Origin of the sequence: Pseudomonas sp. Sample_11, assembly GCF_004307505.1 — a bacterium.
GTDB lineage: Bacteria > Pseudomonadota > Gammaproteobacteria > Pseudomonadales > Pseudomonadaceae > Aquipseudomonas > Aquipseudomonas atacamensis.
In genome coordinates this window covers 83,211-98,848 of record NZ_RCOD01000053.1, presented here as the reverse complement: position 1 = coordinate 98,848, position 15,638 = coordinate 83,211, and the positions used below count along the sequence as shown (strand labels likewise).

Genomic DNA, 15,638 nt, shown 5'->3' with positions numbered 1-15,638 from the left:
GCTTCACTCGAGCTAACGCTCATCGTGTGTAGGAGCTGCCGAAGGCTGCGATCTTTTGATTTCGATGTTCTGTGGGAGCGAGCCTGCTCGCGATGAGGCCCTCGCCGGCAACGATGATCTCAATCCAGCCCTCTGCCGGAAAATCCCCGCAAAACCGACAGCCAATCCCAGTCAATCTCCCCAATCCACTGGCGCTAACAAGGCGCTCAGCTATAAAGAATGAGTGGTCAGGTCTTCCGCGGCCGGTTGGGTTGCGGGAGTTTGTCTCTCTTTACCGCGGGTCGTCCTATGAATAATCCTGGGAAACGCGTATTGCCGTTGGCTTTTCTTGCAGTGTTGTTGGCCGGTTGTGCCAGTCCTCCACCCCCTGCGCCTGTCGCGCCGCCGCCTCCGCCGGAACGTCGGTGTGAGGTGCTGGAGAATACTGAGGTTGCCGGGGATATGTATGTCGATGGGCAGGTAACGCGCCACATCACCACTACCCGTTGCATAACCCAATAACACTCGCGATTCCTCGATTTCACGAGGCCTGGAACCCAGCAGTGACCCTGTGGGAGCGAGCCTGCTCGCGAAGGCGTGGTATCAGTCAAAACACAGCTGACTGACCCAACGCCTTCGCGAGCAGGCTCGCTCCCACACGGGTTAGCAATTTGCCCTGGAAATCAGGACAGGAACCCGCCATCCACATTCAGCGCCACGCCGGTGGTGTAGCTCGACGCATCGCTGGCCAGGTACAACACCGCGCCGGCCATTTCGCTTGGGTCGGCTACGCGTTTAAGCGGGATCTGGGTCAGTGCCTGTTTCAGAATCGCATCGTTCTTGACCAGCGCCGAGGCGAATTTGGTGTCGGTCAGGCCGGGGAGCAGGGCGTTGCAGCGGATGCCGAATTGCGCGCATTCCTTGGCGAAGACTTTGGTCATGTTGATGACAGCCGCTTTGGTCACCGAATAAATGCCCTGGAAGATACCCGGTGAGATGCCGTTGATCGAGGCGACGTTGATGATGCTGCCGCCACCGTTTTCGCGCATCAGCTTGCCGGCTTCGACCGACATGAAGAAGTAGCCGCGAATGTTCACATCGATGGTCTTCTGGAACGCACCGAGATCGGTGTCGAGCACGTTGCAGAATTGCGGGTTGGTTGCGGCGTTGTTGACGAGGATGTCGAGGCGGCCGAATTGTTCCTTGATCCCGGCGAAGACCTGGCTGATCTGCTCCATCTCACCGATATGGCAGGCCACGGCTGTTGCCTTGCCGCCGGCGGCGGTGATGGCGTCGGCGACGTGTTGGCAGCCTTCGAGCTTGCGGCTCGAGACGATCACGTGGGCGCCTTGCTGGGCCAGCAGTTTGGCGATGGCTTCACCGATGCCACGGCTGGCGCCGGAGACGAAAGCGATTTTGCCGTCGAGGTCGAACAACTGAGTCTTGGACATGGGTTTCCCTTGTTGAAAGTCTTGTTATTGGCCCGGATCAGAGGCTGGATTTCTGGATGACCTGCAGGCTCATCTGCTCCAGCAGTTTGTTCATGTGAATGAACTGCGCGAAGCGTTTGTCCTGCGTCTGGCCATGGTAGAAGCGGTAGTAGATCTGCTGCACGATGCCGGCCAGGCGGAACAGGCCGTAGGTGTAGTAGAAGTCGAAATTGTCGATGCGGATGCCCGCGCGCTCGGCGTAGTAGTCGACGAATTCGCGGCGGGTCAGCATTCCCGGTGCGTGGCTTGGCTGGCGGCGCATCAGTTGCACCGGTGCCGGGTCGCCGGCTTCGATCCAGTAGGCGAGGGTGTTGCCCAGATCCATCAGCGGGTCGCCGAGGGTGGTCAGTTCCCAGTCGAGCACGCCGATGATCTGCATCGGATTGGCCGGGTCGAGGATGACGTTGTCGAAGCGGTAGTCGTTGTGGACGATGCTCGACGTCGGGTGGTCGGCCGGCATCTTGTCGTTGAGCCAGGCTTTGACCGCTTCCCAGTGCGGCGCGTCCGGGGTCAGGGCTTTTTCGTAGCGCTCGCTCCAGCCCTTGATCTGCCGCGCGACGTAGCCTTCGGGCTTGCCCAGGTCGCCGAGGCCGCAGGCGTTGTAATCGACCCGGTGCAGTTCGACGAACCGGTCGATGAAGCTTTTGCACAGCGCTTCGGTTTTCGCCGAATCAAGGCCCAGTTCCGGCGGCAGTTCGGCGCGCAGGATGATGCCTTTGACCCGTTCCATCACATAGAACTCGGCGCCGATAACGGCTTCGTCAGTGCAATGCACGTAGGCCTTCGGGCAATACGGAAAGCCGTCGCGCAGTTGGTTGAGAATGCGGAATTCACGGCCCATGTCATGGGCGGATTTGGCCTTGTGGCCGAACGGCGGGCGGCGCAGAACCAATTCCTGCTCCGGGTATTCCAGCAGGTAGGTCAGGTTCGACGCGCCGCCGGGAAACTGGCTGATCTGCGGCGTGCCGGTCAGGCCGGGAATGTGCGCCTTGAGGTACGGATCGATCAGGCTGGCATCGAGTTCTTCGCCCGCGCGGATCCGGGTGGACTGGTCAGTAAGCGCCATGCTTATCCCTTCTGCTTATTTTGGAGGCCAGACATCATTGGCTAATCTAATGGCGCGCTCGGGTGCTCACAAGCGCGGGTCGGTCTTATAGGTTAGCGTGTTGCTGGATAATCAACTTTGAGAATGGGGCGAGCAGCGGCGCAGACCGAGGATCCTGCGCGCCTTAATGCACGCGCTGGTTACTCAGTTTTGGCGGCAGGGCGACAGGCGTCAGCACCGGTTGCCCGGAGAAAAACGCCATCAGGTTCTTCCCCACCAGTTCAACGGTGCCTTGGGTGGCTTCGGGGGAGAGCCCGGCGACGTGGGGAGTCAGCACAACGTTGCTGAGGTGTTTCAGGGCATCAGGCACTTCCGGTTCGTGATCGAATACATCCAGTGCAGCGCCGGCGATACGACGTTGTTCGAGTGCAGTGATCAGGTCTGCCGTTGCGATAACGCTGGCGCGGGCGATGTTGACGATAAATCCCTTGGGGCCGAGGGCATCGAGCACGGCTCGCGTGACCAGATGTTGAGTAGCAATGCCACCCGGCGTGGCAACGACCAGAAAGTCCGAGGCTCGCGCCAGATCGGTCGGTGTCGAGCAGAACGCATAAGCGACGTCACTGCGCACCTGGCGGTTGTGGTAGCTGATCTGCATGTCGAAACCCAGCTCCGCACGCTTGGCAATCGCCATGCCCACGGCGCCCAGCCCGAGGATGCCCAGACGCTTGCCGGCCAGCGACGGGCGCATGATTTTCGGCCATTCACCGCGGCGCACGGCGGCATCACAGCGCGGGATGTCGCGGACCAATGCCAGCAGCAATGCCATCGCATGATCGGCCACTGACGAGGCGTTGACACCGGCGCCATTGGTGACGGTGATCCCGCGGTCGCTGGCCGCTTGCAGGTCTACCTGTTCATAACCGGCGCCGATCACCGTGATGATTTTCAGGGCGGGCAGGGCGCTGATCTCTTGCGCAGTCAGGCCCAGCGGGCCGCGAGTGAGCACGGCGTCGATGCGACTGCCATGGGTGGCGATGGCTTGCGCGCGTTCGGCTGGCGTTGGTGCAAGGATCAGGTGGAATCCCTGATGCTCAAGAATCGGCAGATAGTCATTGATCGTTTCAACCAGTACCAGAACGGTTGCGGGCATTGCGCGGCTCCTGTGATTGGCGGCGGGTGGGTCGCGAAAGTCGACTCAGAGTGCTGAATCCGCAGCGGCTTGGCAATCGTTGCATTCAAGCAGTGGTGCTTTGATTCTGGACGGGTTCGTGGAACAAGCAAGTACGCAGGCATGGCGCACGACCCATCAGCTGACGTATTGCGCAACACCATTACCGAACGACCAGTTCTCTTTCTTTACCTCCAGCAGATTGATGAACACATCCTCCAGGCGAATACCCAGTTGCGCATGCAGGCACTCGGCAATGGTTTTGAACAGCAATTGTTTCTTTTCCACGCTGCGCCCTTCGCTGATGGTGATCTGGATGAACACCACGCCGTCGCTGCGCTGGATGCCGAGGTATTGCGGGTCATAAACGAAATGCTGGGCGTCATGTTCGTTGAGAATCTGGAAGTTGTCGTGCTCGGGCACATCGATACAGCTGCGCAGGGCGGCGTAGATCTGTTCGCCGATGCGCCTGGCGAAAGTGGGGTCGGGGTTTTGCTGGATGTCGACGCGGACCAGTGGCATGGGAGGCTCCTTGGGTTATGGCTTCTCACACGCTAGATCAAGGGCAGGGTTCTGGCAGGTAATTGGTCTGGAATATCGCAAATTCCGTGTATGAGGCGGCTTACGTGACTCGCGGATTTTGCCTACGGGAATGGCAGATGCGTCTGCTGGTCAGCACCCGTATGGATGCGAAATCATCACGCCTCAGAGCAGCTTGCGCGATAGCTGCCACCAGCCAGGGAAGGCGAATGCTTCAAAACGACCGGGAAAACCTCGAACTGGACAAGCTGATGAATGAAATACGCAAGCTTGTGGCCGAGAGGAAAAAACTTGTGGCGGAAGAAAAAAAGATGAAATGGGAAACCTATTTCTACCCGGTTGCGGTAGTGGCCGGAATGTTGACCGCGACAGCGGCCTTGATCGGCCTTTCGCTCAAGTTATGAATGTGCGCGTTTCGCTCTATCCAACCCGTTACCCGCGAAAAAGGAAATCACCATGAGTACGTTCGACCGCCAAGCCATGATTGACCGTTCCGATCGAGAGCACGACGAGTACGTAGAAAGGTTACGCCTCAAGCAGCGAGGCGACATCGTTCCGATCCTCGCATTGCTGAGTCTTGCTTTGCTTTGCATGTCGTTTGGCTTTCTGGTCGCTCGATTGATCTGATCGTTCCGGCTGCGCACGGTGCCGGAAAAACTGCCAGAAAACGACATGCAGCGTAGCTGGAAACGGCAAAAAGCATTCCGAAAACGACTCCCCATCGGTCTGCTCCGCACAACCATTCCTCAGCTAAGTCTTTGCTTGCATTGATTTATCACGGAGAATCGCGCCCCTGTTTCGGCCGGAGCATGTCTGTCGGTTTTTTCCGGCGCGTCCTGACCGAGTGGCAAGTGACCGGAATGCGGAGATCCGACCGGATGAATGATCAGGCCAATAGCCTCGAAAAGCGTTTCGACGCAGCAGCACCCGCTGAACTTTCGAGCTGGAATCGCCAGGACACCACCTGGATGCTGGGACTGTTTGGGACGGCCATTGGCGCCGGCACCCTGTTTTTGCCGATCAACGCAGGATTGGGTGGCTTCTGGCCGCTGGTGATCCTCGCGCTGCTGGCCTTCCCGATGACGTTTTACGCGCACCGTGGCCTGACCCGTTTTGTGCTGTCCGGTCGCGAAGGCGCCGATATCACCGAAGTGGTCGAGCAGCATTTCGGTATCAAGGCCGGTGCCTTGATCACGCTGCTGTACTTCTTTGCCATCTTCCCGATCTTGCTGATCTACAGCGTCGGCCTGACCAACACGGTCGCCAGTTTCCTCGAACACCAACTGCACATCACGCCGCCGCCGCGCGCGTTGCTGTCGTTCGTGCTGATTCTCGGGCTGCTGGCCGTGGTACGTTGCGGTGAGCAGGCGATTGTCAAAGCCATGAGCCTGATGGTCTATCCGTTCATCGTTGCGCTGCTGTTCCTCGCCGTGTACCTGATTCCGCACTGGAACGGCGGCATCCTCGCCACCGCCTCGCAAGTGCCGGCGCCGTCAGCGCTGCTGCATACGCTGTGGCTGGCGATTACGGTGATGGTGTTCTCGTTCAACCATTCGCCGATCATCTCGGCGTTCGCGATGGACCAGAAGCGTCGTTACGGTGTGCACGCCGATGAGCGCAGCTCACAGATCCTCGCGCGCGCTCATGCATTAATGGTCATTTTGGTGCTGTTCTTCGTATTCAGTTGCGTGCTGACCCTGTCGCCGGAGCAACTGGCTGAGGCGAAAGAGCAGAATCTGTCGATCCTGTCGTACCTGGCCAACCACTTCAGCAACCCGACCATCGAGTTTGCGGCGCCGTTGATTGCGTTTGTGGCGATCTCCAAGTCTTTCCTCGGTCATTACATCGGGGCCAGCGAAGGCCTCAAGGGCCTGATCGTCAAGAGCGGCAGACGTCCGGGCGCCAAGGCGCTGGATCGCATCGTGGCGGCGTTCATGCTGGTGATCTGCTGGATCGTCGCAACGCTTGATCCGAGCATCCTGGGCATGATCGAAACCGTCGGTGGGCCGGTGATTGCGGCAATCCTGTTCCTGATGCCGATGTACGCGATTCGCAAGGTGCCAGCGATGGCGCGCTATCGCGGTCAGGCGTCGAACGTGTTTGTTACGGCAGTCGGGCTGGTGGCGATTTCGGCGCTGGTTTACAAGCTGGCTGTGTAATCACTGATCGTTCCCACGCTCTGCGTGGGAATGCCTCTTGTGACGCTCTGCGTCACGCTTGGGGACGCAGAGCGTCCGGGGCTGCATTCCCACGCGGAGCGTGGGAACGATCAGAATGCTTGCCCGGCAGGCATAAAAAAACGCCGCTCATCTCACGATGGGCGGCGTTTTTTATTGCCTTGCAGCGTTAGGCTTGAACGACCGGGATCTTGGCGTTCGCAGCAGCTTCACGGAACTCGGCGATCTGGTCGAAGGACAGGTAGCGGTAGACATCGGCCGCCATGCTGTCGATCTTGCCAGCGTATTCCATGTACTCCTCGACGGTCGGCAGGCGACCCAGGATCGAAGCAACGGACGCCAGCTCGGCCGAGGCCAGGTAGACGTTCGCGCCGTCGCCCAGACGGTTCGGGAAGTTACGGGTCGACGTGGAGACCACGGTGCTGTTCGGCTCAACGCGTGCCTGGTTACCCATGCACAGCGAGCAGCCTGGCATTTCCATGCGAGCGCCAGCCTTGCCGTAGATGCCGTAATAGCCTTCTTCGGTCAGTTGGTGAGCGTCCATCTTGGTCGGCGGCGACAGCCACAGACGGGTTGGCAGCTGACCCTTGACCTGATCCAGCAGTTTACCGGCAGCGCGGAAGTGACCGATGTTGGTCATGCACGAACCGATGAACACTTCGTCGATCTTCTCGCCAGCAACGCTGGACAGCAGACGGGCGTCGTCCGGATCGTTCGGCGCGCAGAGCACAGGCTCGTTGATCTCGGCCAGATCGATTTCGATGACTTCGGCGTATTCGGCGTCGGCATCGGCTTCCATCAGCTCAGGATTGGCGATCCAGGCTTCCATCGCTTGAGCACGACGTTCCAGGGTACGCGCATCGCCGTAGCCTTCGCCGATCATCCAGCGCAGCAGGGTGATGTTGGACTGCAGGTACTCGGTGATCGACTCTTTCGACAGCTTGATGGTGCAACCGGCAGCCGAACGTTCGGCCGAGGCGTCGGACAGTTCGAACGCCTGCTCCAGGGTCAGACCTTCCAGGCCTTCGATTTCCAGGATGCGGCCGGAGAAGGCGTTTTTCTTGCCTTTCTTCTCGACGGTCAGCAGACCGTTCTGGATAGCGAAGTACGGAATGGCATGAACCAGGTCACGCAGGGTGATGCCAGGTTTCATCTTGCCTTTGAAGCGCACCAGGATCGATTCCGGCATGTCCAGTGGCATTACACCAGTGGCCGCAGCGAACGCGACCAGACCGGAACCGGCCGGGAACGAGATGCCCATCGGGAAACGGGTGTGCGAGTCACCACCGGTACCGACGGTGTCCGGCAGCAGCATGCGGTTCAGCCACGAGTGGATGATGCCGTCGCCCGGACGCAGGGAAACGCCGCCGCGGGTCATGATGAAGTCAGGCAGGGTGTGGTGGGTGGTCACGTCGATCGGCTTCGGATAAGCCGCGGTGTGGCAGAACGACTGCATCACCAGATCAGCGGAGAAGCCCAGGCACGCCAGGTCTTTCAGTTCGTCACGGGTCATGGGACCGGTGGTGTCCTGAGAACCCACGGTGGTCATCTTCGGTTCGCAGTAGGTGCCAGGACGCACGCCCTGGCCTTCTGCCAGACCGCAAGCCTTGCCGACCATTTTCTGCGCCAGGGTGAAACCCTTGGTGCTTTCAGCCGGAGCTTCCGGCTTCTTGAACAGGTCGAACGCTGGCAGACCCAGCTCGGCGCGAGCCTTCTCGGTCAGGCCACGGCCGATGATCAGCGGGATACGACCGCCGGCACGGACTTCGTCCAGCAGCACCGGGGTTTTCATTTCGAAAGTGGTGATGACTTCGTCGGTACCGTGCTTGCAGACTTTGCCAGCGTGCGGGTACAGGTCGATCACGTCGCCCATGTTCATGTTCGACACGTCGAACTCGATAGGCAGGGCGCCGGCATCTTCCATGGTGTTGTAGAAGATCGGAGCGATCTTGCTGCCGAAGCAGAAACCGCCAGCGCGCTTGTTCGGCACGTACGGGATGTCGTCGCCGAAGAACCACAGCACCGAGTTGGTGGCCGATTTACGCGAGGAACCGGTACCGACCACGTCACCGACGTAGGCGATCGGGAAGCCCTGGCCGCGCATTTCTTCGATCTGCTTCATCGGGCCGGTCTTGCCTTGCTCGTCCGGAACGATGCCGTCACGGGCCATTTTCAGCATGGCCAGGGCGTGCAGCGGGATGTCAGGACGCGACCAGGCGTCTGGCGCAGGGGAGAGGTCGTCGGTGTTGGTTTCGCCGGTGACCTTGAATACGCGCAGGCTGATCTTGTCGGCCAGGACCGGGCGCTTCTTGAACCACTCGCCGTCAGCCCAGGATTGCAGCACGGCCTTGGCGTGAACGTTGCCGTTCTTGGCTTTTTCAGCGACGTCGTGGAAGGCATCGAACATCAGCAGGGTGTGCTTGAGTTCTTCGGCGGCGACTGGCGCCAGTTCGGCGTCGTCCAGCAGTTCAACGAGGGTGACGATGTTGTAGCCGCCCTGCATGGTGCCGAGCAGTTCGACAGCGCGTTTCTTGTCCAGCAGAGGGGAGGTGGCTTCGCCCTTGGCCAGGGCAGACAGGAAACCGGCCTTGACGTAGGCGGCTTCGTCCACTCCAGGTGGTACGCGATTGGTGATCAGGTCAACGAGGAAAGCTTCTTCGCCAGCCGGAGGGTTCTTCAGCAGCTCGATCAGGCCTGCTGTTTGTTCGGCGTTAAGCGGCTGGGGAACGATACCCAGGGCTGCACGCTCTTCGATATGTTTGCGGTAGGCTTCAAGCACAGTTATTACCCTCATCAGTGGTCCCAAATGGGTGTCCGGGACGCTCATCCCGAAATTGCCGTACTCATGCGCCTCACGACGTTGTGGGTCGTTCGGCCAGAATTACCGGCAATTCCTTACAGAAGCTGCTTTCAAAGTTTTACGCCTGCAGAACGGGGAGCTGATGAGGGTTGGCGTTGGGCTTTTCCCCGCTGGAAAAACCCTTCGCCAACACCGCTCTGAAGGAACGACTGTGCTCGTGACGCTTTGAAAACAGCTTCTAACGGACATTGGCGCCTTAAAAGGCTGGCTGATTCTACGGCAAAAAAAATTTAAAGGTAAGTCGCGCTCTATTGGACTTTCGTGGCAATCAGCGCGGCCGGAGCAAACCTGCGACGCTGGCGAGACCTTGCTGTTTGAGGGGTGATCAATGCCCGACAAAGGGCTAACATGCCGGCCTGTTCCGCGTTTCAGTGTTCTGCCCATTTATGCCCAATCAGACCATCAAGACCCCCTGCGTCGGCCTCTGCTCCACCGTTTACGGTGACCTGGTGTGCCGTGGCTGCAAGCGTTTCCACCACGAAGTGATCCATTGGAACGGGTACAACGAGGAGGAAAAGCGTGCGGTGTGGCTGCGTCTGGAGCAATTGCTGTCACAAGTGATGGCAAGCAAGGTCGAGATCTTCGATCCGGCGCGCCTGCGCGAGCAGCTGGAACAGCGCAAGATCCGCTTCGTACCGCATCAGTCGGAATATTGCTGGGCCTATCAGCTGATTGCCCGGGGCGCGCGGGTGATCATTAATCTTGAGGCGTACGGGATGGTATTGCTGCCGGAGTTCCGCGACTGGAACCTGCCGGAACTGCGCGATGCCATTGATCGGGAATTCTTCCTGCTGTCGGAAGCGCATTATCAGCGCTACATCGCCCCGGGCTTTCTGAAAGACGCCTTCGGCGCCTGAACAGCAAAAGATCGCAGCCTTCGGCAGCTCCTACTTGGGAATGCGTTCTACCTGCAGGAGCTGCCGAAGGCTGCGATCTTTTGCTCTTAATGTTTCACGGCCAGTTCCACCAGATGATCCTCAACCTCCTGCGGCTTGAGCACCAGCACATCGCTTTCCAGCGTATCCAGCACCGCTTCAGCGGTATTGCCGATCAACGCGCCTGACAGACCACTGCGCGCCACCGTGCCAATTACCGTTACTGCCGCCTGGAGCTTGTGCGCCATGAACGGGATCAGCACATCTGCCGGGCCTTCCTCGATGTGCAGGTGCTCGTCATCGACATCGAACTCCGCCTGAAACGCCCGGCACTGCTCGCGGTATTTGGCTTCTATGGTCGATTTCAGCTGAAACGTCGGGTCTGCCGCCGAGAGCATCGGCGACGGATGCGCGGTAATCACATGCAGGTGCGCTTTGGCGAGACTGGCGATGTCATAGCCGTGATCGATGATGGTGCTGTGCAAATGCCGATGCTCACCGTCGGCATTGCCGACATCGACCGCAGCCAGGATCACTTTGTCCTTCCACGAACCGGCGGTTTTTACCAGCAGCACCGGGGTAGGGCAGTGGCGCAGCAGCTTCCAGTCGGCCGGGGTCAGCAGGGCCTTTTTCAGCGAGCTGTCGGGAAAATGCTGTTTGATCACCAGGCCGCATCCCTCGGCCTGCTGCACATCGATGATGGTTTCGTGCAGGCTCTCGTTCCACGCCTGTTCGGTGGTCACGCTGTATCCTTCGGCGAGCAATGCCGCCTTGAGCACGCTGAGCAGGCCGGCGTGGTCATGCTTCTTGTCACACACCAGCAGATGCAGGTGGGCCTGGGTGACACCGGCGATCAGCTTGGCGCGCTTGAGCGCCAGGCTTTCTGCATGTTCAGGTTCGATGACCACCAGAATGCTGCGAATGGCTTGCATGAGCGGAGTCTCCAGCAAAGAAATGGCACGGCGTTGCACAACTATAGTTGCTACCCGAACGTCTGCGACTTGATGCATATCAACAGCCGCCGCTGGTGGTCTGCGGGCAGGCCGGTATAATCGGCGCCCTTCGCTCGAACACCTTTTACCGTGAGCCCCATGATCCTTCCCGAAATCCACGAATTCCTTGGCTGCCGCACGCCCGACGCCTGGGTCCAGGCGGCACTGGCCGATCAGGAAACCCTGCTGATCGATCACAAGAACTGCGAGTTCAAGGCCGCCAGCACGGCGCTGAGCCTGATTGCCAAGTACCACGCCCACGTCGACCTGATCAACATGATGTCGCGCCTTGCCCGGGAAGAACTGGTGCACCACGAGCAAGTCATGCGCATCATGAAACGGCGCAAGATCGAGTTGCGTCAGCTGCACGCCGGCCGCTACGCCTCGGGCCTGCGCAAGGTGGTGCGCAGCCACGAACCGGTGAAACTGGTGGATACGCTGGTGGTTGGTGCTTTCATCGAAGCGCGCAGTTGCGAACGCTTTGAAGCATTGGTGCCGCATCTGGATGAAGAACTGGGCAAGTTCTATTTCGGTTTGCTGAAAAGCGAGGCGCGACACTTTCAGGGTTATCTGAAACTGGCCTATCAGTATGGTGATGCCAAGGATGTCGCGCAGGTGATCGAGCGCGTCCGTGCGGCCGAGCAGGAACTGATCGAATCGCCGGACGAGGAATTCCGCTTCCACAGCGGTGTGCCCGCCTGAATTTGTTAAAAACTCTTAAGAGTATGAAACATCACCGAAAACCGGCCCGAGTGGCCGGTTTTTGCTGTCTGCCGTCATCGCCTGTTCGATGAATGCCAGCATAATATTGGCCCTTCCACGTTTGGCTTGGCAACGGTTGTTATGGATAACCTGGGTTTCGGCAAAGTTCTGCTGGTCGAAGACGATGAGCGTCTCGCCGCACTGATCGCACACTTTCTAGAACAACACGGCTACGAGGTGCGCACGGTACATCGCGGTGATCTGGCCATGGCTGCGTTCCTGGAATTCAAGCCGAAAGTGCTGGTGCTCGACCTGATGTTGCCGGGGCAGAGCGGTTTGCAGGTCTGCCGGGAAATTCGCAGTGTCTCGGACACGCCGATCGTGATCCTCACGGCCAAGGAAGACGATCTCGATCACATTCTCGGTCTGGAGTCCGGCGCTGACGATTACGTGATCAAACCGATCAAACCGCCGGTATTGCTCGCGCGGCTGCGGGCGTTGCAACGGCGGCAGACGCCGGACACCAGCGTGGTCAGTTTCCTCGAGTTCGGGCAATTGAGCATCGATCGCAGTTGCCGGGAAGTGCGCCTGACCGGTGAGCTGATCGAGCTGACCACCATGGAGTTCGAATTGCTCTGGTTGCTCGCCAGCGCGGCGGGCAAGATTCTTTCCCGCGATGACATTCTCAATCGCATGCGCGGCATTGCCTTCGACGGCCTCAACCGTAGCGTCGACGTCTACATCAGCAAATTGCGCAACAAACTCAAGGACAACCCTCGCGAGCCGGTGTGCATCAAGACCGTGTGGGGCAAGGGCTATCTGTTCAATCCGTTCGCGTGGGAGCTGTAGATGCTGCGCTTGTTCCTCGGCCTGTTTCTGGTGATGACGGTGGGTCTGGTGCTGGCCTTGCAGGCGGTCGAGCACACCTTCAATGCGTTGCTCGACAGCCAGACGCAGGATTACAACCGTGAAGCCGTGCGTGGTCAGGCGTGGTCGCTGGTCGATCATCTGCAAGGCCGCCAGGGCGCCGAGCGTGAACAGAAACTCGATTCATTGCGTGCGCACTACGGTCTGTCGCTGGGTCTGGTCGAGGCCGATCAACTGGCCCTGACACCGCAGGAAAAAGCCGAGCTCGCGCGGAACCTGTTGGTGATCCGCGACGATTACACGCAGTTCATCAGCAACATCGATGGTGGCTCGCAGTTGCTCAGCATCAAGCTGCCGCCAGAGCCGAGCCTGATGCCGTTCTACATCACCGCGGCGTACATGATGCTCGCGGTGTTGATCGGCATCGTTCTGTTTTTCTGGGTGCGCCCGCACTGGCGCGACCTGGAAAAGCTGCGGCTGGCCGCCGAGCGTTTCGGCGACAACGATCTGTCGGTGCGCATCCAGTTGTCGCGGCGCTCGAACATCCGCGATCTGGCCGAGCACTTCAATCTGATGGCGGCGCGCATCGAGGGCTTGATCGCCAACCAGCGCGAACTGACCAACGCCGTGTCCCACGAATTGCGCACACCGATTGCGCGGCTTTCGTTTGAGCTCGATCAGCTCAAGCAGCAACCCGACGCGAGCCAGAATCGCGAGCTGATCGCCGACATGTATGCCGACCTTGGTGAGCTGGAGGAGATGGTCTCGGAATTGCTGACCTACGCCAGCCTGGAGCATGGCGCGACGGTGATCAAACGGGAGAATATTCACGCGGCCGACTGGCTAGACAGCGTTGTCGGCAGTGTGGCGCTTGAGGCCGAAGCAGTGGGGGTGCAGTTGTCGATCGCCGGTTGCCAGGTCGACACGGTAAGCATCGAACCGCGCTTCATGGCGCGGGCGGTGATCAACCTTTTGCGCAATGCCATTCGCTATGCCGAACAGCGTGTCGAGGTGTCGCTGCTGCGCAATGGCGATGACTATGAAGTACGGGTTAGCGATGACGGCCCGGGCGTGCCGCTGGAGGGACGGGAGAAAATCTTCGAACCGTTTTCCCGACTGGACGCCAGCCGGGATCGGCGCACCGGGGGTTTCGGACTGGGCCTGGCGCTGGTGCGGCGGGTGTCGCAGTCCCATGGCGGGCAGGTTGAAGTTGGCGATTCGGTGTGGGGTGGGGCGCTGTTCAGGATGACTTGGGCGCATCTGGACTGATTGATATTGCCTGAGCCGGCCCCTTCGCGAGCAGGCTCGCTCCCACAGATGATCGCAATCCAAAGGTGGGAGCGAGCCTGCTCGCGAAGGGCGCGGTGTTCAGCGAGTCACGCCGAGTCGCTCATGCCACTGGGCGATCGATTCTTCGGGATATACATCAAACTGCTGATCCTTCGGCTTCGCCTCGACTTCAACCCACGGCGCTTTCGAACCTAGCATCAGATGTGTGCGTTCCGGCGGCACCGGCAGCGGCGTATCGATTGCGGAGGCGAATGGATGAATCAGCTCTGGCCACTCCGGGCTGAACAGCCATAGGCCGCTGCCGCACAGCGAACAGAAGTGGCGTTCGGCGCTGCTGCGATGGGCGCGCTTATCGCCGTCAGCTTTCATCTTCGCGTGATAGATGCTGATGTTTTTGCGTCCGCGAACCTTGAGAGTGGTCGCGTCGCCGCCAAGGTTGATCGCATAACCGCCGCCGCCCTGGGTCTTGCGGCAGATCGAGCAATAGCAGCGTTGATAGGGATAAGGATGGGCGCTGTCGAGGCTGAAATTGACTTCGCCGCAATGGCAGGAGCCTTCGAGGTGCATGGTGCTCTCCCGTGTCTGAATGGTCCGCTTCAGCCTAGAACATTCTGCCTGGCGCTTGCCGGTGTGATGCGACCGGCGGGCGCAGCGTCTAGCCCCAGTGTCCCCGCGATCCCATGGGGCGAGACTTTCGGAACCCGGCATGCAAGCGCTGTTGAACGAGATCCTTGACGCCGTCCGGCCCCTGATCGGGCAGGGCAAAGTTGCTGACTATATTCCCGCCCTCGGCACGGTGCCGGCCAACCAGTTGGGCATCGCCGTGTACAGTAACGACGGCGAAATGTATTGCGCCGGCGACGCTGAAACGCCGTTCTCGGTGCAGAGTATTTCCAAGGTGTTCAGCCTGGTGCAGGCCATCGATCACTCCGGCGAAGCGATCTGGGAACGGCTTGGCCACGAGCCGTCCGGCCAGCCGTTCAACTCGCTGGTGCAACTGGAATTCGAGCGCGGCCGCCCGCGTAACCCGTTCATCAACGCCGGGGCGCTGGTGATCTGCGACATCAACCAGTCGCGCTTCGCCGCGCCGACACTGTCGATGCGCGACTTCGTCCGGCGTCTGTCGGGCAATCCGCAGATCATGATCGACGGCAAGGTCGCCGACTCCGAATACCAGCATCGTGCGCGAAATGCCGCGATGGCCTATCTGATGCAGTCTTTCGGCAACTTTCACAACGATGTCGAAGCGGTGTTGCGCAGCTATTTCAGCCATTGCGCACTGCGGATGAATTGCATCGATCTGGCCCGGGCGTTCTGCTTTCTGGCCAATGACGGGTTCTGCAAGCACAGCGGCGAGCAGATCCTGACGCGCCGCCAGACCCAGCAGGTCAATTCGATCATGGCCACCAGCGGTTTGTACGACGAGGCGGGCAATTTCGCCTATCGGGTCGGCCTGCCGGGCAAAAGCGGGGTCGGCGGCGGCATCGTTGCGGTGGTGCCGGGGCAGTTCAGCGTGTGCGTGTGGTCGCCGGAGCTGAATACCGCCGGCAACTCGCTGGCGGGGATGGCGGCGCTGGAACTGCTGAGCTCAAGGATTGGCTGGTCGGTGTTCTGACCCACCGGAACACCACATGACCCTGTGGGAGCTGG

The 15,638-nt window shown here is 59.8% G+C and carries 15 protein-coding genes; 8 read left to right on the top strand and 7 right to left on the bottom strand.

Features of this window, described 5'->3' with window-relative positions:
* Nucleotides 1-662 precede the first annotated feature (662 nt).
* The 4 genes from D8U60_RS15655 to D8U60_RS15640 all read right to left on the bottom strand — a co-directional run bounded on the left by D8U60_RS15655 (nt 663) and on the right by D8U60_RS15640 (nt 4,207).
* A complete protein-coding gene (locus D8U60_RS15655) occupies nt 663-1,430 on the bottom strand; it encodes an SDR family oxidoreductase (protein ID WP_130900445.1) in 768 nt (255 codons plus the stop codon).
* Between the two features lie 37 nt (nt 1,431-1,467).
* The gene (locus tag D8U60_RS15650; RefSeq protein ID WP_130900444.1) at nt 1,468-2,535 is read right to left on the bottom strand and encodes a phosphotransferase family protein; all 1,068 of its coding nucleotides are present in this window, start codon (nt 2,533-2,535) and stop codon (nt 1,468-1,470) included.
* 163 nt (nt 2,536-2,698) lie between these two features.
* Nucleotides 2,699-3,667 carry a 2-hydroxyacid dehydrogenase gene (locus tag D8U60_RS15645; protein ID WP_024013281.1) on the bottom strand — a complete coding sequence of 323 codons (969 nt, stop codon included), beginning with the start codon at nt 3,665-3,667 and terminating at the stop codon, nt 2,699-2,701.
* 156 nt (nt 3,668-3,823) lie between these two features.
* Nucleotides 3,824-4,207: a tautomerase family protein gene (locus tag D8U60_RS15640; RefSeq protein ID WP_130900443.1), complete on the bottom strand. Its 384-nt coding sequence runs from the start codon at nt 4,205-4,207 to the stop codon at nt 3,824-3,826.
* Between the two features lie 227 nt (nt 4,208-4,434).
* Between D8U60_RS15640 and D8U60_RS15635 the strand changes: the two genes are divergently transcribed.
* The 3 genes from D8U60_RS15635 (at nt 4,435) to D8U60_RS15630 (ending at nt 6,384) form a co-directional block, all read left to right on the top strand.
* Entirely contained in the window at nt 4,435-4,629 is a 195-nt protein-coding gene (locus D8U60_RS15635; protein WP_016775120.1) for a hypothetical protein, read from the top strand.
* A 52-nt stretch (nt 4,630-4,681) separates the two neighbouring features.
* Nucleotides 4,682-4,852: a hypothetical protein gene (locus D8U60_RS27665; RefSeq protein WP_016775119.1), complete on the top strand. Its 171-nt coding sequence runs from the start codon at nt 4,682-4,684 to the stop codon at nt 4,850-4,852.
* Between the two features lie 251 nt (nt 4,853-5,103).
* Nucleotides 5,104-6,384 carry an HAAAP family serine/threonine permease gene (locus D8U60_RS15630; protein WP_024013278.1) on the top strand — a complete coding sequence of 427 codons (1,281 nt, stop codon included), beginning with the start codon at nt 5,104-5,106 and terminating at the stop codon, nt 6,382-6,384.
* Between the two features lie 187 nt (nt 6,385-6,571).
* Here the strand turns inward: D8U60_RS15630 and acnB are convergent, their stop codons facing one another.
* Entirely contained in the window at nt 6,572-9,181 is a 2,610-nt protein-coding gene (gene acnB, locus D8U60_RS15625) for a bifunctional aconitate hydratase 2/2-methylisocitrate dehydratase (RefSeq protein WP_024013276.1), read from the bottom strand.
* Between the two features lie 467 nt (nt 9,182-9,648).
* On the opposite strand from acnB, the gene D8U60_RS15620 reads away from it, so the two are divergent.
* Nucleotides 9,649-10,119 (top strand): DUF1289 domain-containing protein, encoded by a 471-nt coding sequence (locus D8U60_RS15620; protein ID WP_024013275.1) that lies wholly within the window; start codon nt 9,649-9,651, stop codon nt 10,117-10,119.
* Nucleotides 10,120-10,205: 86 nt separating this feature from the next.
* On the opposite strand, the gene D8U60_RS15615 is transcribed toward D8U60_RS15620, so the two are convergent.
* On the bottom strand, nt 10,206-11,069 hold the full coding sequence (locus D8U60_RS15615) for a universal stress protein (RefSeq protein ID WP_041480840.1): 864 nt from the start codon (nt 11,067-11,069) through the stop codon (nt 10,206-10,208).
* A 159-nt stretch (nt 11,070-11,228) separates the two neighbouring features.
* On the opposite strand from D8U60_RS15615, the gene miaE reads away from it, so the two are divergent.
* The 3 genes from miaE (at nt 11,229) to D8U60_RS15600 (ending at nt 13,967) form a co-directional block, all read left to right on the top strand.
* On the top strand, nt 11,229-11,831 hold the full coding sequence (gene miaE / locus D8U60_RS15610; RefSeq protein ID WP_016775115.1) for a tRNA isopentenyl-2-thiomethyl-A-37 hydroxylase MiaE: 603 nt from the start codon (nt 11,229-11,231) through the stop codon (nt 11,829-11,831).
* A gap of 141 nt (nt 11,832-11,972) precedes the next feature.
* Nucleotides 11,973-12,680, top strand: coding sequence for a winged helix-turn-helix domain-containing protein (locus D8U60_RS15605; protein WP_016775114.1), 708 nt, complete (start codon nt 11,973-11,975; stop codon nt 12,678-12,680).
* On the top strand, nt 12,681-13,967 hold the full coding sequence (locus D8U60_RS15600; RefSeq protein ID WP_125926942.1) for an ATP-binding protein: 1,287 nt from the start codon (nt 12,681-12,683) through the stop codon (nt 13,965-13,967).
* A 99-nt stretch (nt 13,968-14,066) separates the two neighbouring features.
* Here D8U60_RS15600 and D8U60_RS15595 read toward each other — a convergent pair whose 3' ends face one another.
* Nucleotides 14,067-14,555 (bottom strand): GFA family protein, encoded by a 489-nt coding sequence (locus D8U60_RS15595; RefSeq protein ID WP_130900442.1) that lies wholly within the window; start codon nt 14,553-14,555, stop codon nt 14,067-14,069.
* Nucleotides 14,556-14,694: 139 nt separating this feature from the next.
* Between D8U60_RS15595 and glsB the strand changes: the two genes are divergently transcribed.
* Complete coding sequence (gene glsB, locus D8U60_RS15590) at nt 14,695-15,603, top strand: glutaminase B (protein WP_073471184.1); 909 nt, start codon at nt 14,695-14,697, stop codon at nt 15,601-15,603.
* The last annotated feature ends 35 nt before the right edge of the window (nt 15,604-15,638 follow it).